Annotated in this window: 17 protein-coding genes; 14 read left to right on the forward strand and 3 right to left on the reverse strand. The window is 41.4% G+C overall.

Going from position 1 to position 19,133, the window contains the following annotated elements; all coding sequences use genetic code 11:
• The first annotated feature begins 70 nt into the window (after positions 1 to 70).
• Positions 71 to 838, forward strand: coding sequence for an arylamine N-acetyltransferase (locus tag MHI53_RS04130; protein ID WP_061143854.1), 768 nt, complete (start codon positions 71 to 73; stop codon positions 836 to 838).
• Positions 839 to 1,052: 214 nt separating this feature from the next.
• Positions 1,053 to 1,679, forward strand: coding sequence for a hypothetical protein (locus MHI53_RS04135; RefSeq protein WP_061143853.1), 627 nt, complete (start codon positions 1,053 to 1,055; stop codon positions 1,677 to 1,679).
• A 766-nt stretch (positions 1,680 to 2,445) separates the two neighbouring features.
• Here MHI53_RS04135 and MHI53_RS04140 read toward each other — a convergent pair.
• Positions 2,446 to 2,979: a hypothetical protein gene (locus MHI53_RS04140; RefSeq protein ID WP_061143852.1), complete on the reverse strand. Its 534-nt coding sequence runs from the start codon at positions 2,977 to 2,979 to the stop codon at positions 2,446 to 2,448.
• 476 nt (positions 2,980 to 3,455) lie between these two features.
• Here MHI53_RS04140 and MHI53_RS04145 point away from each other — a divergent pair, with 476 nt between their 5' ends.
• The 3 genes from MHI53_RS04145 to MHI53_RS04155 all read left to right on the forward strand — a co-directional run bounded on the left by MHI53_RS04145 (position 3,456) and on the right by MHI53_RS04155 (position 6,342).
• Entirely contained in the window at positions 3,456 to 4,031 is a 576-nt protein-coding gene (locus MHI53_RS04145) for a YdhK family protein (protein WP_340372825.1), read from the forward strand.
• Positions 4,032 to 4,349: 318 nt separating this feature from the next.
• Complete coding sequence (locus MHI53_RS04150) at positions 4,350 to 5,576, forward strand: IS1182 family transposase (RefSeq protein WP_340372826.1); 1,227 nt, start codon at positions 4,350 to 4,352, stop codon at positions 5,574 to 5,576.
• 283 nt (positions 5,577 to 5,859) lie between these two features.
• Entirely contained in the window at positions 5,860 to 6,342 is a 483-nt protein-coding gene (locus tag MHI53_RS04155; RefSeq protein ID WP_340372827.1) for a GNAT family N-acetyltransferase, read from the forward strand.
• A 136-nt stretch (positions 6,343 to 6,478) separates the two neighbouring features.
• Here MHI53_RS04155 and MHI53_RS04160 read toward each other — a convergent pair whose 3' ends face one another.
• Complete coding sequence (locus MHI53_RS04160; RefSeq protein ID WP_061140166.1) at positions 6,479 to 7,333, reverse strand: DUF4915 domain-containing protein; 855 nt, start codon at positions 7,331 to 7,333, stop codon at positions 6,479 to 6,481.
• Positions 7,334 to 7,750: 417 nt separating this feature from the next.
• On the opposite strand from MHI53_RS04160, the gene MHI53_RS04165 reads away from it, so the two are divergent.
• The 4 genes from MHI53_RS04165 (at position 7,751) to MHI53_RS04180 (ending at position 11,083) form a co-directional block, all read left to right on the forward strand.
• Entirely contained in the window at positions 7,751 to 8,236 is a 486-nt protein-coding gene (locus MHI53_RS04165; protein ID WP_061140167.1) for a PaaI family thioesterase, read from the forward strand.
• 206 nt (positions 8,237 to 8,442) lie between these two features.
• Complete coding sequence (locus tag MHI53_RS04170) at positions 8,443 to 8,898, forward strand: LytTR family DNA-binding domain-containing protein (RefSeq protein ID WP_340372828.1); 456 nt, start codon at positions 8,443 to 8,445, stop codon at positions 8,896 to 8,898.
• Complete coding sequence (locus MHI53_RS04175) at positions 8,898 to 9,314, forward strand: DUF3021 domain-containing protein (protein WP_061140169.1); 417 nt, start codon at positions 8,898 to 8,900, stop codon at positions 9,312 to 9,314. The genes MHI53_RS04170 and MHI53_RS04175 overlap by 1 nt, the downstream gene beginning before the upstream one ends.
• Positions 9,315 to 9,670: 356 nt before the next feature.
• The gene (locus MHI53_RS04180; protein WP_061140170.1) at positions 9,671 to 11,083 is read left to right on the forward strand and encodes a glycoside-pentoside-hexuronide (GPH):cation symporter; all 1,413 of its coding nucleotides are present in this window, start codon (positions 9,671 to 9,673) and stop codon (positions 11,081 to 11,083) included.
• A gap of 44 nt (positions 11,084 to 11,127) precedes the next feature.
• On the opposite strand, the gene MHI53_RS04185 is transcribed toward MHI53_RS04180, so the two are convergent.
• Complete coding sequence (locus tag MHI53_RS04185) at positions 11,128 to 12,309, reverse strand: ROK family transcriptional regulator (RefSeq protein ID WP_061140171.1); 1,182 nt, start codon at positions 12,307 to 12,309, stop codon at positions 11,128 to 11,130.
• A 258-nt stretch (positions 12,310 to 12,567) separates the two neighbouring features.
• Here MHI53_RS04185 and uxaC point away from each other — a divergent pair, with 258 nt between their 5' ends.
• From uxaC to MHI53_RS04210, 5 genes are all read left to right on the forward strand, one after another.
• The gene (gene uxaC, locus MHI53_RS04190; protein ID WP_340372829.1) at positions 12,568 to 13,971 is read left to right on the forward strand and encodes a glucuronate isomerase; all 1,404 of its coding nucleotides are present in this window, start codon (positions 12,568 to 12,570) and stop codon (positions 13,969 to 13,971) included.
• Positions 13,972 to 14,062: 91 nt separating this feature from the next.
• The gene (uidA, locus tag MHI53_RS04195; protein WP_340372830.1) at positions 14,063 to 15,847 is read left to right on the forward strand and encodes a beta-glucuronidase; all 1,785 of its coding nucleotides are present in this window, start codon (positions 14,063 to 14,065) and stop codon (positions 15,845 to 15,847) included.
• Positions 15,848 to 16,121: 274 nt separating this feature from the next.
• On the forward strand, positions 16,122 to 17,036 hold the full coding sequence (locus tag MHI53_RS04200; protein ID WP_340372831.1) for an AraC family transcriptional regulator: 915 nt from the start codon (positions 16,122 to 16,124) through the stop codon (positions 17,034 to 17,036).
• Between the two features lie 19 nt (positions 17,037 to 17,055).
• On the forward strand, positions 17,056 to 17,955 hold the full coding sequence (locus MHI53_RS04205) for a sugar phosphate isomerase/epimerase family protein (RefSeq protein ID WP_340372832.1): 900 nt from the start codon (positions 17,056 to 17,058) through the stop codon (positions 17,953 to 17,955).
• Positions 17,943 to 19,103, forward strand: coding sequence for a Gfo/Idh/MocA family oxidoreductase (locus MHI53_RS04210; RefSeq protein WP_340372833.1), 1,161 nt, complete (start codon positions 17,943 to 17,945; stop codon positions 19,101 to 19,103). The genes MHI53_RS04205 and MHI53_RS04210 overlap by 13 nt, the downstream gene beginning before the upstream one ends.
• Positions 19,104 to 19,133 lie beyond the last annotated feature (30 nt).

Genomic DNA, 19,133 nt, shown 5'->3' on the forward strand with positions numbered 1-19,133 from the left:
GATGGCGAAGCTAATAAATATTTATGAAGCATAAACGCTTGAGCGTTGCTGACTTAAGGGAGGAATCGGCATGAGTGATCTGAATGCATTATTCAGGAAACGAATAGGCATCAAGGGAGAGAAGAAACTGGCGTTTGAAGGATTGGATGATATTCTTGAAAAGACAGGAAAAACGATTCCTTTCGAAAACTTATCTATCATCACCTCCAATCTTCATGACATCAACAAAGAGAATATCATTAATAAAGTCCTTGTAAGAAACGAAGGGGGAGTTTGCTATGAACTGAATGCAGCCCTTTATTTCTTCTTGATGGAAAATGGCTTCGAAGTATCCTTGGTCCGGGGCGTCATCTACAATCAAGGATGGATGACAATCGGAAGGACTCATGTCGCCATACTTTTGAAGCATGACGGCCAAACGTATTTAGTCGATACGGGATTTGGAGGCAATCTGCCGCTAAAACCAGTTCCATTGACTGGGGAAACCGTCATTTCCCAAAACGGCGAATTTAGGGTGAAACAGGAAAAAACCGAACATGGAAATCATATTCTTGAGCTGAAGCTGAAATATAAAGATCCTGATTGGAAAATAGGGTATGCTTTCGATTCCTCCAAGCCGGTAGAAAATGTAGCCGAACTCAATGAGGTTCAAACGATCATCAAGGAAGATCCCCAATCACCTTTTAACAAGCATCCATTGATTACCTGTCTGACAAACAGCGGGAACATCACTTTAACGGATACATCCTTTACACAATGGGCTGATGGAAAAGTGACGAGAGAAGACATAGATGGCAAACGATTCAAAGAGCTGCTGAAACAACACTTTGATAGATAGCAGCAATGGAGTCCCGATCCACGCTGACTAAAAGACTGTCGAGGATACTTGCCGGTCCTTTAGTGGATGAATATCCAATCGTAAAAATTAGGTGAGAATTAAATTAGAGGAACCTCAGCTTTGTCCCATCTACTAGGTGAATGAAGAAACAGAAGAGCTAGCGGCAATGAAAGCGTTATAGAGATAGATGGTACGAAAGATAGGGGGAGCGTTCATGGAAAGAAACAATAGGTTGGTATTCTCCAGATCGAATGCAGGCATGAAACGAAAATTCGATGAAGCAATCTCGATATTGGAATATAGCGTAATGCTGGTTGAACTCTTTGAATTGGAAGAATTCACTCATGTAATCGCCGTCCAGCTAAAACTAATGCTAGGTGAAACGAGGCATACGCGAATAAAAAGGGAAAAAGTCACGATAGATCAATCCTTAATAAAGAAAATCAATCCTCATCCTAAATTGTATCCTGTGAAGGGCGGCATTCAAATCAGCAAAACGGGTCTTGCAGAAGTTCCTGAAGAACTCTTCGACTATTCGAAACAGAGAATCGACCTAGTATCCTGGAGAAATCAAGTCATCTTTAAAACGAGCATGGAAGGAAAACTTCATGAAGTGACCGTCATCGACTTCATTAAAGAAATGGCAGATAAAATTGGAGGGGCCCAAGCTGATTCAAGGCTACCATATAAATCGGTGATAGCAAACGAGCATATCAGTATTTTATTGGTGGGCATAGCGAAGGGGTTATTCAAGTCGATCGGCAGGGATTATAAACAGCGTTCGTCCATGAATCTTGCGCATATCACAAAAAAGATCGAGCAATCGCAAGCCTCGGAATAGTGAACCCGGAAAAAATTATATGGACCTGACGAAAGGAACCATCACGACCACTGTCAAGCAAGAAGGACTGAGTTTAGTCCTTTCAGACTTTAGACAAACTCGATGAAAATCGAGTTTGTTTATTTTTATGAGTTGTACAATGTGGCCGTTGATTTCTATTCCAGGCACTCGCTTTCCCGGGCGGTCGGGAAGCCTCTTCGGCGCTTTGTGCCTACGGTGTTTCCCCTAGACACGCTTTTCCCGCACGAGTCTCGAACACTCGCTCCAATCAACTTTGTTTTAATTCATAGATAGAAGCCTTTTCCACCGGATATATTGGATAAGAACGAAATCAAAGAAATAAAAGAAAGTACGACAGATTGTGAGAGTGGCTACTATGTGAAAGATGAACGAACAAAACAGTTACCCTATTCATTCCGCGCGGCCGCATACAGGGGGCACGTATCTTAAAATTCAGGCGAACATTCGAAGAGAATTTCAAAAGGGGTTCGGAATTAATAATTCCGAACCCCTTTTGTCTACACACTGGAAGGACTGAGTTCAGTCCTTTTTTTCTTGCACCCATTCTATCCGGAAGAATGGGGATCCCCGGATTTGGATTCGAACATTGTTTCTAATATTTGGGCTCTGTTAAAGATTAGTGTTGTTTATTTTCCCGTTAATAAGTATGACAGTAAGTACCAAATTTAGGTAGAAAATCAAAATGAGACAGAATCCCCTGTATCTTGTATCTTAACAATCTTTACATGCAGCAATGGCATTGCTTTTAGTTAACACTTGAATCATCTAACCGAATTTCAGCAACTTTACCACTATTGATACACCAAAACTCTAAAGTTATCTCTTGTTTGTGGTCAATATATCCGATAATATCGGCTCCTTGCTCATTACTTTTGTAATATTTGTTTCCATATAAAGAAAGAACTTTTTCTTTTGTATCACCTAATTTAATTCCTTTTGCGGTGTGGAGAGGATTATCAAATGTTTTTTTATCCGTACCAGTTATGATTAACCGCATTATTGAACCTTTATCTTTACCAGAATTAATAGAAGCAGTTTCTAATCCGCCTTTCCAATGATAATAATCATATAAGTCATTATCTTCTTTACTTAATCGTTTGTCATACTGTGTCATAAAACGACTATTATTTATATTTTCGTGGATTTTCACACCTCCAATGGACTCGTTGGAAAGGTTTGTAGATGTTGTCAATTTCTCTGAATATGCTGAAAAATAAGTAAAAACTAAACCTCCTATCAATAAAATGCTGATACTTAAAGCAATGCGTTTTTTACTCATATTCCTCCTACTTTCTTAATATTAGGTACTGGTTTAATTAGTTAATCTGGATAATCTTAGATTATCATAAGTTGCATACGTCTAGAGCAAGCGCAAAATGATATTTTAGAGCCCATAGCCTTATCAAATTGCGTTTGCATAATCCACTCACACAAGGTCTTAATATGATCCCTGTCCTCCTGTTCTGAGTGAATAATAGCGTGGCTGAAGAGAAAGAGAGAATTCTATTACAATGTTAGCAAAAATCAGCAAGATTGACGTTTAAACAGCGAGACGATTTTTTCCATTGTGAAAAAGGGAAATTCGTCTTCATTTATCTGGATTTCATGAGAAATATGTCTGGACAAATTCATATAAGGGGAAAACTAGGAAGTATAACAAGATGTTTGGCTTCATTTTCTCATCACGCGTGCGCTCCATAATTTCTGCATATTTAATTGGTACGATGTCATGTAAATACTTAAGGAGGTTTTATCATGCTGAATGTAAAAACAAAAATGCCGATCGTTTTATCGTTATTGGCAGCTCTGCTCTTAGTCCTTGGTGCTTGTTCCAATAACAGTGAAAATAAAGGAACGGAACATAAAGAAGAGGTGGACCATAGCGAAATGGACATGGACCATTCTGGATCAGGGGATGTTCCTGAAGGATTAAAAGCTGAAGAAAATCCTACTTTTGAAGTTGGCAGTCAAGTGATTATCAAAACCGGTCATATGGAAAGCATGAAGGGTGCAAAAGCAACGATAGTGGGCGCTTATGATACGACGGCTTACGCTGTATCGTATACACCTACAACCGGTGGGGAAAAGGTCAAAAATCATAAATGGATCATTCAAGAAGAGATTGAAGGTGCAGGCGAGGAAACGTATGAACCGGGAGCGGAGGTTATAATCAAGGCTTCTCATATGAAAGGGATGGATGGCGCGGTCGCTCATATCGAAACGGCAGAAAATACGACAGTGTACATGGTTGATTTCACACCGACTTCGGGAGGAGAGACAGTGAAGAACCATCAGTGGGTAACGGAAAGTGAGTTATCGGCTGCTGAGTGATATACATCGGCTCATATAGAAGAGGAGTGGCTTTAAGCCATTCCTCTCAGACTGTAGACAAACTCGATGAAAATCGAGTTTGTCTATTTTTATGGCCTGTACAATTTAGACGTTGATTTCCACTCCAGGCACTCGCTTTCCGCGGGCGGTCGGGGAGCCTCCTCGGCTTTGCCTGCGGGGTCTCCCCTAGACGCGCTTTTCCCGCAGGAGTCTCGAACACCCGCTCCAATCAACTTTGTCTTACCTTTTAGATAGAACACTTTTGACTGGAGTCATTTTTGTTTTAAAATTGAAGGATTAAAACTTGAGGTGATGAGGATGCTTTCTAAACATGATTCTATTCAGCGAGATCAACTTGAAATGATTACTTTAGATCAACTGGTGCCACCGAACCATTTGGTTCGTAAAATGGAGGCTGCCATTGACTTCACTTTCATTTATGACTTGGTGAAAGATATGTACTCAGAGGTAGGACGCCCAAGTATTGATCCAGTTATTTTAGTTAAACTGACTTTCATTCAATATACCTTCGGTATTCGTTCCATGCGTAAAACGATTGAAGAAGTTGAAACCAATATGGCTTACCGTTGGTTCTTAGGCTATGGTTTCCATGATAAAGTACCTCATTTCTCTACGTTCGGAAAAAATTATGAGCGACGCTTTAAAGATACAGACCTGTTTGAACAGATTTTCTGTCGCATTTTAATGACAGCTGCTAATAAAAAGGTAATAAGTGTAGAACACGTTTTCGTGGATTCCACACATGTGAAAGCCAGTGCGAATAAACGGAAATTTGAAAAGAAAATCGTTCGTAAAGAAACACGAGCGTATCAAGGACGTCTTCAAGAAGAAATCAATCAAGATCGTGAAAACCATGGAAAGAAGCCTTTTCCACCAGATAAATTTGATAAGGAAGAAACCAAAGCAATTAAAGAAAGTACTACGGATCCTGAGAGTGGCTACTATGTGAAAGATGAACGAACAAAACAGTTTGCCTATTCATTCCATGCTGCCGCAGATGCCGCTTATAAAACACCAGCGATTACAAGCTACCTATTTAACAAAGAAATCACACCTGCTTTACCCTATACACGTCCTCGTACAAAAGAAGGATTCTTTCGCAAACATGACTATGTTTACGATGAACACTTTGATTGTTACCTTTGCCCTTCGGGAGAAACTTTAAAGTACTCAACAACAAATAAAGAGGGCTATCGCGAGTACAAATCGCCCAAACAAATTTGTGCAACATGCTCATTTTTATCACGGTGTACGGAAAGCAAAGACCATCAAAAAGTAGTGACACGGCATATCTGGCAAGCATATGTGGAAGAAGCAGATCATCTGCGTCATCATCAAGAGGTAAAACCTATATATGCGAAACGCAAAGAAACGATTGAGCGTGTATTCGCAGATGCAAAAGAAAAGCATGGTATGCGTTGGACTACTTTAAGGGGACTTAAAAAGCAGGCGATGCTTACTTTCGCTGCCATGAATGTAAAGAAGATGGCCACTTGGACATGGCAAGGTCCTAAAATGGCTTAACATAGTGGCTCGAAGAGCCTAAATCTCGTAACCTTTTGTCTACAAACTGAGAGGAGTGGCTTTAAGCCATTCCTTTTTTTGACTGTAAGTAAACTCCCAGGAGTTTGCCCATTCTCGTAATGTCCGTTGCTTTCGACTCTAAGCAATGGCTTTGGAAGACCTGCGCCTTCAATTCCATTCTTTTGTTTGTGAATAGGTTCTAAGGAAATTGATTGCGGCGTTCCCGTTAATATCTGGTAATATGAAATGGTCAAATATTAAAGGTGGATGTGGTGGTGATTTTATGGGAACGGGGCTAGAGATAAGGCCTTTCAGGGAAAAAGATCTTGCAGCGCTGAACGATTATTGTTTGCCTTTGGAACAAGCAATCTATACATCGCTGCCCTTGAAAGTCATTGAAGACTTCAGGAGGGATACGTATAATCTTCCGAAGATGATCTGGTTGAATGATGATTTGGTAGGGTGTTTTGCCCTATATACAAATAAGGCGGGAAATCAATATACAAGAAATGAGAACGCCATTCTCCTTAAATCATTCTCCTTGGATTCACGCCACCAGAAAAAGGGGCTGGCATTTGTTGCTTTGAAAAAATTGCCGGAGTTAATAAAACGAGAGCATCCGGATAAAAATGAGATCATTCTCACGGTGCACCATACGAATGTTCCAGCAATAAACTTATACGTGAAAGCCGGTTTCGTTGATAAGGGCAACAGATTTACCGGGGAAGCCGGCGAGGAATGGGTTTTCCATTATGTTCTTGAATAAAGCAGCTTTCGTTCCTTTCCGTAATATATAGAGGATTGTCCTGAGTATCTTTCCTGTTCGAATCCTTACAATCCATCAAAAGAACTGTGGACTAACCAGATTTCTAGCGAAGGTTTGTCCACAGTCAGTATTATATTCAAATCACCAAAATCCCATAGATTTCTTCAGACGGTATATGGATAAACGAGGAAAGCTTCGAAGAGATATCATGAACATAAATCCCGCAGTCCAGTAATACGTTCGTATGTTTTGTTAATAAAATCGGTATATGTCTACTTTCACTTTGGCCGATAACCATCATTTGATTATTAACTGCTAAACCGCGAGTATACCCAAGACATTTAAAAATTTCTTCTTCATTCCTCTTTACCAGGAATTCACCTGAAACACAATAATACAGATTATGATCATGATGTAAAACACTGTGAGGTTGAAATAATTTATCATGACATATTTTAACCACTTTTCTTTCCTCTAAAGAGTATTCCAGAATCACACCTCTGGGGATTGTTTTATGAGGGAAATAGCTTGCGAAGGAGGTCAATTTTTTCTTTGGAGGATTCGAGAACATGGATACATATAACGTTTCATTCACTATATACAAATCGTTGACGTGGGAAACATCGTCATTTTCCGGTGAAAATCTAATTTCATCGATTCTTTCCAAGTCATTTTTTAAACTATAAATACCAATTGAGTTAGTTTTAGTTTCAACAATATAAGCTTTGTCGTTGTCTATGGCGATGCCATGTAAATCTAAGTCTGTAGATAAAGGTTTATTTTTTATTACCTTTAAGTTTTCATCCAAAATAAAGATTCCATGCAAATTTGAGATTACGACAAAAGAGCTGCCGTATTTTGTAATACCTGTGCATCCAACGTCTAACACCTTTTTCATTTCATATTGTTGATGTTTTATATCGACTAAATAAAGACCGCCTTTATGATTGCAGCATGAAATCAACAATTTACAATCGTCTATGGGTATCATGTAAGGTTGCCCCTCCTTGATGGGATGATTCCTTTTTCATATAGTATGATTTTTTTTCGTTATGGTTTGGACTAGCTAGTAGGATAATAGTGGATGTTGCTGCTGATTTATAAAATCTGTTCATTTAAGAGGATTTTCCTTTTATTTCCCTGAATATCGATTCCGTTCCAATCAGCGGCAGGATAATTCTCTGAAGAAATAGAATATATGTAGAGTTGAATGATGCGGATCAAAAAAGCGCTGGTTGTGGATGGGCCCTAAACGGAGACTTTTAGAAGATGCTATATAAAACGGATAAAAACAACAGGGAATTGCACATGAATGGAAGCTTTATGGCGTGCGTCCCAGTTAAGTTCATTGCCATTCTACAGGAAGTATGGCTTTACTGGTTCACCTAATATTAAGGGGGAAGAAATGATGGAGGAGACTGTGCAAAAAGCGATTCAAGATGAATATCCCGACGACTTTGCCTGGTGTTATGGATGTGGCCGATTAAATGAAAAAGGCCATCATTTTCGGACAGGCTGGCATGGCGAGCATACCAGGACGATATATCGGCCGCTTCCGGAGCATATGGCCATTCCCGGGTTTGTATACGGTGGCGTGATTGCCTCGCTAATTGACTGTCATGGAACTGGTTCGGCTGCTTTGGCACTGCATCGAAAAAACGGCCATGATATAGGAGACGGGACCGAGCCTCCAAGGTTTGTGACAGCTTCACTGAATGTGGAGTTCGTAAGGCCAACCCCGAACGATGTCCGATTAATGGCCGTTGGCACCATTCATGAGATACACCCGAAGAAGTGGAGAATCGAAACCGAAGTATTTGCACATGATACAATTTGCGCTCGCGGAGAGGTTGTGGCAGTCGTAATGCCAAGCACTTTTACAACTAAAGGGTAGCGCAAGGGGAAGCCTTACGATTCACGCATGAAGGCTTTTATATGGAAGGATAGGGGACCGTCCAACTTTTTGGACGGTTATTTAGTGTATGTAAGTGCTCATTTCAAGCCGGTTAAGGTTCAAATGTTACCTCTTACCGGAAAATGGAAACTAACTTTTGGATTTCTCAATATACTTTAACTATAAGCTAAAGGGAGGCACCGCATATGAAGATAAAGGTAGAGATAGATGAGGAGGTCAAGGCGATAGAAGTGCTTATCCGCAACAATGCTTGGAATGAGGAAGTGGAGCAATTGATGGAGCGTTTAAAAGAAAGGAAAAGGCCGTATTTTGTTGGGAGGAAGGAAGACATGCAGCATGTATTCCGGACGGAGGAAATCATCTGCTTGTTCACGGAACAGGATTCGATTATGGTACGGACAAAACAAGGGACTTTCGAAATGAGAGAGAGATTATACGAGCTTGAAAGGGAACTTCCAAGTAACCAGTTTGTGAGGTTGTCCAAGTCAGTGATTGCCAACTTAGATGAGTTAAGCAGATTCGAGGCGTCCTTCAATGGAACATTATGTGTATATTTTCGGTCAGGGGAGAAGGAATATGTTTCACGGCACTACGTTCAAGGAATCAAGAAAGCATTTCAATGGAAAAGGAAGGGATTATGATGAAAACACTATTGATCCGGAGCTTTGTTGGGATTTGCTTTGGAGCGCTTGTGATGGTGCTGATATGTTTTGGCGTCATCGGCTTTGGAGGGGTCGATGCTTTGGACAGTGACCTCTTTGTGAAAAATGCGATAGGCTGTCTATTATGTGGCTGGTTTTTCAGCACGGCAACCATCATTTTCGAGGTCGAAAAATGGAGCTTATTATTTCAGACCATCCTGCACTTCTTCACTGTCACCGTACTTTATTTCCTGCTCTCCTTTTTTGTCGGATGGATTCCCTTCTCTTTTAAAGGATTAATGACTGGAATAGCGATTTTCCTGCCTTTCTATGGGATCATCTGGATTATTTTTTATCTTTATTTCCGCCATCAAGTGAAAATGCTGAATGATGGATTGGATGAGAGAGGGAAATGAAGGAGAGACCAAAATTTAGATAAACCAAGGTGAGCCACTTTTTCAGCGGCTCACCTTGGTTTGAAATGTTTCACGGTACCTTTTCGTTCCATAGTCAGTGATAAATCGTAATATTCTAAATATTTAATGTCAACGCTTACAAAACGTATTGACGGATGAAAAGTCAGGTGATATTCTAATTATAGAAATATTTGGTTAGTTTACTAAACTAATTAAAAAAAGGTTGCGTTTGATTGTAAGGGCTTTCAAAGAAGGGGATGGCAAGGTGCTTTATTAGGTTACACCATACATGATTATTTCTTCCAAGAAAAAAAACCTGATGAATCAGTAATTTCTATTGGTATGGGGGGATGGAGATGGGTCAATTAGAAAGGTTGGAGTCCGTTGGCAAAGATGCTGCGATCGGGGAAGTCAGAAAATTCGGAATGCGTGATAAGGTCGGCTATTTATTCGGGGATTTTGGAAATGATTTTTTCTTTATCTTGGTAAGCTCCTTTTTAATGGTTTATTATACTGATATTTTTCATATCAGTGCTGCAACGGTAGGAATCCTTTTTTTGATAGCGCGGCTATGGGATGCGGTTGCTGATGTTACCTGGGGCCGTTTCATTGATACAAGAAAGCCAAGCAGGCATGGGAAATTCAAACCTTGGATTTTCCGGATGTCCTTCCCTTTAGTCGTATCCGGAGTATTGATGTTCGTGAAAATCCCAGGCATGTCAGATGGTTTTTATATGGCTTGGGCCTTTGTCACCTACATTGTGTGGGGAACTTTGTATAGCACGGTTAACATTCCATATGGCTCAATGGCTTCGGTCATTACAAGCGACCCTGTCGAGCGAACATCATTATCCACTTTCAGGACAATGGGCGCGATGCTCGCCAGTTTAATCATAAACGTAGCGGGACCATTGATTCTTTTCGTGGATAATAAGGCAGAACCCAACCGTTTTCTGCTTGGAGCCATCATTTTTGGCATTCTTTCCATCACTTGTTATATGGCCTGTTATAAATTATCGACTGAACGGTTCAGTGCCCCCATTAATCAAGTGCAAAAAACTTCTTTAAAGAAGTCCGTAAAAGGAATAGTCAAAAACGGTCCTTTATTGTCCATCCTTTGTGCATCTTTGATTTTCATGATCTGTACGATGCTGATAGGAGCGATTAACGTTTACTTATTTAAAGATTATTTCAGCAATGCTTGGGCCCTGAGCATTATCGGCTTCGTTCAAACCGCTGCCGTATTCCTGGCCATGCCGATAGCAAAACCATGCGTGGCAAAGTTCGGTAAAAAAGAAACGGCGTCCATGGGAATGCTGCTTGCGGGAGTAGTATATGGTCTTTTGTACTTCTTGCCGAACCTATCCGCTATGCAATTCATCATCATATCTGCGATAGGGATGTTTGGCTTTGGATTCTTTAATATCGTGGTGTGGGCATTTGTAACGGATGTAATCGACTATCATGAATATTTGACGGGGCTTCGCGAAGATGGAACGGTCTATTCGATCTATTCTTTCGCTCGTAAAGTAGGGCAGGCAATTGCAGGAGGAATTGGCGGTTTTGCAATAGCAATGGTCGGTTACGATGCAACACGCGAAGCACAAACACAGCAAGCACTTGATGGAATCCATGCATTGGCAACATTGGCTCCCTCGGTGATTTATATCGTCGTTTTCTTGATATTGGCCTTCCTTTATCCATTGAACAAAAAAAGGACCCTTCAATTGGCTGAAGACTTGGCTGAGAGAAGAAGCGGTATGGAATAATGAAAAACTCCCCTTTCTGGCAACATCGAAAGGGGAGTTTTTTTTCAGGACTTATTCTGCTGGCTGATTTCGTAAGATAGATTCAGGATCGGAACATCAAGGAATTTTTTAATCGCCAAGGCACATGCACCCATGACACAGGATTTTTTACCCATTGCCGATAAAGTGATTTCACGGTAATGGCTAATGGAGGAGGTAAGATTATTGCTGATTTTGGTTATGGAATCAGGATATATTCGCAGCAGCTCGCTGTCCAATACGAGGACATCGGGATTATACATATTGATGAGGTTGTTAATGCCAATCGATATATAGTAAATGAAACGGTCCATAACCTTATGTACCGCTGCATCGCCTTCATCAATCATCCTTTGAATATGCTCATATGTTAGGTTGGGTATTTTTTTTTCTTCAGATAAATATTCAAATATACTCGATTCCGAAGCATACTTCTCCCAGCAGCCTTTATTGCCGCAATTGCACGGTTTGCCGTCCGGAACAACGATCATATGGCCGATTTCCCCAGCGAATCCATCATGTCCGCGAAAAAAATCATCCTTCATCATCATTCCAAGGCCAATTCCGGAATGAAATGTTGTGCTGAGCAGATTGTTCGCTTCATGATGCACGAATATCCGCTCGGCAAAAGCACTTAAATTAGCATTGTTTTCTAGATGGACATCCATTTGACATTCCGTTTCAATCGCACTTTTCAAATCGATATCATGCCATTTGAAGCGCGGGACATAGTGAATGATTTCATCTTTTCCTACAAGGCCGTGAATGGCAATGACGACCCCGACGATGCCATAGCGACTGTCAGCATAGGTCGCTTTGAGCTGCTTAATCGTTTCAATTACCACTTGGAGAACCTCCGAATAGTCCGTCGTCGATAATTCTTGGATGGAGGAGGTGATACAATTCCCCAGCAGATCGCTTAAAGTGAAGGAAATCCGCCCATAATCAATGTCGATCCCGAGAGCATATCCTGCTTGGCCGTTTAAGGAGAGCATGATGGGTTTTCGGCCGACGCCGGTATATTCCAGTTGTGTTTCCACGATTAAGTCTTCTTCCAATAAGTCTGCAACCTGTGCTGAGATGGTGGCCCTTGTTAAATCCGTAGCCTTGGACAAATCGGCCCTCGATATCATGCCTTCCTTTATTATTTCCTTAATAATCAATGCGCGATTGATCTTTTTGATATATGCTGCATCACCGGTTATCATAAAAATCCTCCCATTTTGGCAACAACTTTTTGGATATATGACCATTATAACAGTTTCGGGATCGTCATTTAGGATTTGATTTTTGCACACAGAAAGAGTTAATTGACGGAAAAGTGAAAAAATGATAAATTATTCATATATTTAATTAGTTTAGTAAACGAATTAAATAAGTTGCGTGAAGTTCCTGAGTTGCTAAATGAAAGGGCTTACAGATTGAATGGTACTTAAACTTTTATGAATGGATCAGGAGGGAAATATATGAAAGCCTTTTTGGATGAACATTTCTTGTTAAATACGGACACTGCCATTGAATTGTACAAAAATGCCGGTGTGGATTTGCCAATTTTTGATTTTCACTGTCACCTGTCCCCACAAGAGGTGTGGGAAAATAAACCGTATGAAAGCATTACGCAATTGTGGCTGGGTGGCGACCATTATAAATGGCGGGCGATGCGCATGCAAGGCATTGGCGAGCGATATATTACTGGTGATTGCAGCGATTGGGAGAAGTTTGCCGCATGGGCGGAAACGATGCCTCACTTAATAGGCAATCCTCTGTATCATTGGGCGCATATGGAGTTGAGAATGTTTTTTGGCATCGAAAAAATCCTGAGTCCAAAAACTGCACGTGAAATTTATGATGAGTGTAATGACAAGCTTTCCAGGCAAGAGTTCAGGCCCAGATCATTTATCGAAAAATCGAACGTTACATTTATCGGGACGACGGATGATCCTGTCTCGGAGCTTGAATTTCATCAGTCGTTGAATGAGGATGATTCCTTTCATATAACCATTGCTCCAACTTTCCGTCCTGATGGAGCGCTATTCGTGGAACGTCCTGATTTTAATAGCTGGATTAAAAAACTGGAAAAAGTAACGAGCATTGAAGTGAATTCAATAGAAAAGCTAATAAATGCGCTTAAGCATCGGGTCAACTATTTTCATGAAAACGGTGGGAGGGGATCGGATCATGATATTCAGAAAATGGTATATGTAGATTCCACTAAAGAAGAAGCGGATATCATCCTGAAGAAGCGGTTGAATGGCCAGCAGCTATCAACGGAAGAGCTGGATGCTTACCGATCCTTCTTAATGAAGGAGCTCGGGAAAATGTATGCCCAAAAGCAGTGGGTCATGCAGCTGCATATGGGGGCGATGAGGAATAACAACACGAAGATGAAAGAACGGGTTGGCACCGACAGCGGGTTCGACTCGATCGGCGAGGCCAATTTGGCGGAAGGATTATCCCGTTTTCTTGATGCACTTGATCAAGAGGAGGCACTGCCAAGAACCGTATTATTCAACTTAAACCCAAAAGATAATCCGATTCTTGCAGGAATGGTCGGGAACTTCTGTGAAGAAGGGATTGCCGGAAAGGTACAATTTGGGTCAGGCTGGTGGTTTAATGACCACATAGATGGAATGGAGAAACAAATGAAGGAACTGGCGAATGTCGGACTCCTGAGCCATTTTATTGGTATGCTGACTGATTCCCGAAGCTTCCTTTCTTATGCCCGCCATGATTATTTCCGTAGGATTCTTTGCAACATCCTAGGAGATTGGACGGAGCAAGGACTGATGCCGGATGATAAAGAGCTGCGTGAACAAATGGTCAGGAATATCGGTTATTACAATGCCGAAAAATATTTTACGAAACGGTAAAAACATAGCGATGTTTTTCCTCTTTGTTGGTTTATTTAATTGATCGCGGGAGTTTAAGAATACTGTTTTTTATGATAAAGGAGTGTTGGAAATGTTATACCCAATCGTAACCGAGACGAGAAACCTCATCGACCTTAATGGTGTTTGGAACTTTAAATTGGATCCGGGCTTCCATGAGGATTGGAAAGACGAAAAATTATTGGGTACAATGACGATGGCCGTCCCTGCTTCCTTCAATGATGTAGGAGTTACAAGTGAAATCCGTAATCACGTTGGCTGGGTCTGGTATGAACGTGAATTTACCTTACCGGTCTCCCTTGCGTCGGAGCGTATTATAGTAAGATTCGGTTCGGCAACACATGTTGCAAAGGTATATGTAAATGGAGAGCTGGCAATTGAACATAAAGGCGGATTCCTCCCGTTTGAAGCAGAAATCAATCCCTTTTTAACCCCTGGGAAAAACCGGCTGACGGTCGCCGTAAACAATGTTGTCGACCATACCACATTGCCGGTCGGAACTTATTCGGAAAAAGAAGTTGCTGGCATTGGAAAAGTAATCCGCAATATGCCTAATTTCGACTTTTTCAACTACGCTGGGCTGCAACGTCCGGTAAAGATCTATACAACACCTCGCACGTACATTAAAGATGTAACGATAGTGACAGAATTGAGTGGAGAAATAAGCTATACAGTAAAGACAGCAGGGAAATCGGAGATTAATGTCAGCGTGATGGATGAGTCAGGTGAAGTTGTTGGCACGGCAGCTGGTGCCTCAAATGCAATCATGGTCAAGGATGCGAAGCTTTGGGAGCCGTTGAATGCCTATTTATATACGTTGAATATAGAACTATCCGAAGATGGAGAAATGGTAGATCAATATGAACAGCCCTTTGGGATCAGGACAGTTGAGGTGCAAAATGGGAAATTCCTCATCAACGACAAGCCCTTTTATTTTAAAGGCTTTGGTAAGCATGAAGATACACCGATCCATGGCAGGGGGTTCAATGAAGCAGGAAATGTAATGGATTTCAAGCTAATGAAATGGATGGGCGCCAATTCATTCCGGACCTCCCATTATCCTTATTCTGAAGAATTGATGCGTCTTGCCGACCGTGAAGGCATCGTTGTCATTGATGAATCGACGGCCGTTGGTGTCCATTTGAACTTTATGGCAGTACTGAACGGACAAACAAATAAGAAGAGCACATGGCAAGCAATCAAAACGTTTGAGCATCATCAAGACGTTATGAGAGAGCTGATAGAACGCGATAAGAATCATCCTTCAGTCGTGATGTGGAGTATCGCGAATGAACCTGCTTCAGAGGAAGAGGGGGCATATGAATATTTTAAACCGTTAGTCGACTTAACGAAGGAGTTGGACCCGCAAAGAAGGCCAGTTACAATCGTTACTCATCTAGGTGCAACGCCAAAAACCGACAAAGTTGCTGACTTGATTGATGTCCTTGCATTGAATCGCTATTACGGCTGGTATATTGACGGCGGGGACCTTGATTCGGCAAAAGCGAAGCTGCGTGAGGAATTTGAAGGCTGGAATGAAAGATGTCCCGAAAAGCCAATTATGATGACGGAGTATGGAGCGGATACAGTGGCCGGTTTCCATGATGTAGATCCGGTCATGTTCACCGAAGAATACCAAGTGGAATATTTAAAAGCCAATCATGAAGTTTTTGATGAATTCAATAATTTTATCGGCGAACAAGTTTGGAACTTCGCGGACTTCGCAACGAGTCAAGGGATCATGCGTGTCCAAGGCAATAAAAAAGGAGTCTTTACCCGAGAGCGAAAACCGAAGCATGCTGCTCATGAGTTACGCAGGCGCTGGACGGAAATTCCTGATTTCCACTATAAGAAATAAGGTGGGTGCACTTCCGGAGTTGTCTGGGAAATAAGGGCGAAACAAGTGTTGAAGCAGGCTTTAAAAGTGAATTCGAAAGCATCAGGATATTCCCTGGTGCTTTTGTGCAAGAATGATAGCATTTGCCTGATAATATTTTGCAAAAAGCAATATCAGTCAAAAATAAAGAATTATTCAGCTTTTTAGGAGAATGCTTTTTTAATAGGGCTCCGATAAAATAAACGGAGGGAAAGTAATGAATTGATAGCGCTTACTTTGCGAGGTGTTTAGTGTAATGAATGATCATCTACCATCTTTTTATCCAGGCCAGCCTATGGGGGATTGGATCAATTCCTTTTACCGAGTGCATGGGGTGGAGGCGCACCCATTCAACTTTCACTCACATCATGAGTATGAGATTTACTTTTTTCATTCAGGGGATTGCCGGTATTTAATCAACAACCGGATCTATGATTTACAGCCGGGGGATATCATTCTTTTGGATGGCATGACCTTGCATAAACCTAATCCGCAGCCAGGAAGTACTTACATAAGAAGCATGATTCACTTTTCACCAATTTGGCTGCAAGAGTTGTTAGTTATCCTTGGCACCCCAAATTTGCTTGATCCCTTTCAGAAGCTTAACAATTGCTTGCTGCGGACAGGTTATGATGAAGCCGGGATTTGTGTGGACGAAGGATTAAAAAGGATCAGCGGCCTTATTGCTAATCAAGAGGCAGAACTGCAGCAAAAAGGTAAAAAAAGTAACACGAGTGAAGCGGAAATAAAACTGGAGCTTGTTCAATTACTGGTGAAAATCTATAAAATGAGCCATAAAGAATTAGCTCAGCATTCCAACAAAAGGACCGAAAAGGAGCATCATGCTGAGGGAATTGCCTCTTGGATCAATGATCACTATACCGAAAAAGTAAGTTTGGATCGACTGGCCAATGAAATGAATCTTAGTAAGTATTACGCATCCCACGTTTTCAAGGAAGTAACTGGGTTTACCGTCATGGAATATGTGATGGGCTGCCGGTTTAACCAGGTGAAGTATTTGCTGGAAATGGAACCTGACCAAACGCTTGGGGAGATCTCCCGGGCAACGGGTTTTGAAAGTATTGCTCACTTCAGCAGGTTTTTTAAAGAAAAATCTGGCGTGACGCCATCACAATATCGTAAAAATAGACTGAACATTGGGATATCTTGAGGGGGAGGGGGAAATCTAAATGAATCCAAATCTATTGATATCAGGATTTTCCGATGAAATTTCATCGGATTTTGATATACAGCTTGAAACGGTTGCAAAGCTTGGAATAAAGTATATTTCTTTACGTGGCATTGACGGGAGAAACATAGGGGATTTTTCAATCGAAGACATAAGAAGGACGGTACTTCCTAGACTCCAAAAAGCAGGCATAGGTGTATCTTCCATCGGATCGCCAATCGGAAAGATCTTTATAAATGATGAAGCAGGTTTTTTGGAACAAAGGCGGATGCTGGAGGTTATTTGTCAAATAAGCATCCTGCTTGACTGCAAATATATCCGCGTTTTCAGTTTTTATATTCCAAACGGGGAGGAGCCTGACCGATTTGGAGAAGATGTGGTAAGGAAATTGAAAGAATTCACGGCCATAGCCGAAAAATACGATGTTATTTTATTGCATGAAAATGAGAAGGATATCTACGGAGATATCGGCCGAAGATGCGCGGAAATATTGGAAAAGGTAGATTCGGAGAATTTTAAGGCGATTTTTGATTTTGCCAACTTTGTCCAGTGTGGTGAAAACACCCAGGATTGCTACAACTTGCTGAAGGATGATGTGATGTATATCCATATCAAGGATGCCGTCACAAAAAGGAATCAAAATGTTTTGTGCGGAACGGGAGATGGCAGAATACCGGAAATCCTTTCTCGATTGATAGATGAAGGCTACAAAGGTTTCTTGACCCTTGAGCCGCATCTTGCTCGGTTTGATTCATTAAAGGATCTGGAGCTGGAAGACGCTATGTGGTTTATCGAGAATAAAGGGCTTGATGGAAAAAGCGGCTATAAGCTTCAATACGAGGCACTCTTAAAGATTCTAGAGAAAATTGATAATGAGGAGAGATTGGCATGGAAAAAGTGAGATTGGGGATAGTTGGGCTAGGTGCGCAAGGCGGGCTATATGCAGGATTTCTGGCTGATGGAAAAGTGGAAAACATGGTGATCGGGGCGATTTGTGATATTGACCCTGCTAAGAAGGAATTGGCTGCAGAAAAATATCCAGACGTCCCTTTTTATGAGAATTACAGGGATATGCTCGATAGCGGAGATGTGGATGCGGTCGTTACTTGTGTGCCACATTATCTGCATCCGGAAATAGGTGTGGAAGCATTGAAGAGGGAGATTCATGCTTTGGTCGAAAAGCCCGCTGGCGTATATACAAAGCAGGTAAGGGAACTCAATGATTATGCAGCCCAAAAACCGCATTTAACATTCGGTATCGTGTTCAATCAACGGATGAATCCACTGTATCAAAAGGTGAAGGAAATCATCGATAATGGGGAGATTGGCCAAATACGCCGAACAAATTGGATGATCACGACCTGGTGGAGGCCACAGGGATACTACGATTCAAGTGCATGGAGGGCAACGTGGGGTGAAGAGGGCGGCGGGGTTCTCGTGAATCAGGCACCACATCAGCTTGACTTGCTTCAATGGATATGCGGAATGCCCAAAAAGGTATACTCCAATGTGAAATATGGATATCAGCGGAATATTGCAGTCGAGGATGAAGTCACGGCTCTTCTTGATTACGGGAATGGGGCCACGGGTGTGTTCATTACCTGCACCCATGATGTGATTGGCACAGATCGGTTTGAAATAGTAGGAGATAAAGGAAAAATCGTTGTCGATGACAGCAAGAAACTGACGATCAAAAGACTTTCGAAGCCAGAATCGGAATTGAGTGACAGCATGAGCATGCAGGATGTCATGAAAATATTCATGGGCGGCAATCAATCTGATATTTACAGTGAGGAAGTGCTGGAATTCGAAAGTGTATGGGGGGCACAGCATATAGCCGTATTGGAAAACTTCGCTGCAGCGATATTGGAAGGGTCCCCGATACTTGCTCCTGGCAGTGACGGTATTCATGGAGTTACCTTAGCGAATGCGATTCATCTATCAAGCTGGTTGGATAAAGAAATCGAAATCCCATTCGATGAAGAACTATTTTTGCTGCAATTGAAAAAGCGAATTGAGGAAGAAAAGAATGCGCCTGTCACATCGTAAAGTAATTAATCCCAGAAATACTATCTGTTA

Source organism: Peribacillus sp. FSL E2-0218, assembly GCF_037992945.1.
Lineage (GTDB): Bacteria > Bacillota > Bacilli > Bacillales > DSM-1321 > Peribacillus > Peribacillus simplex_B.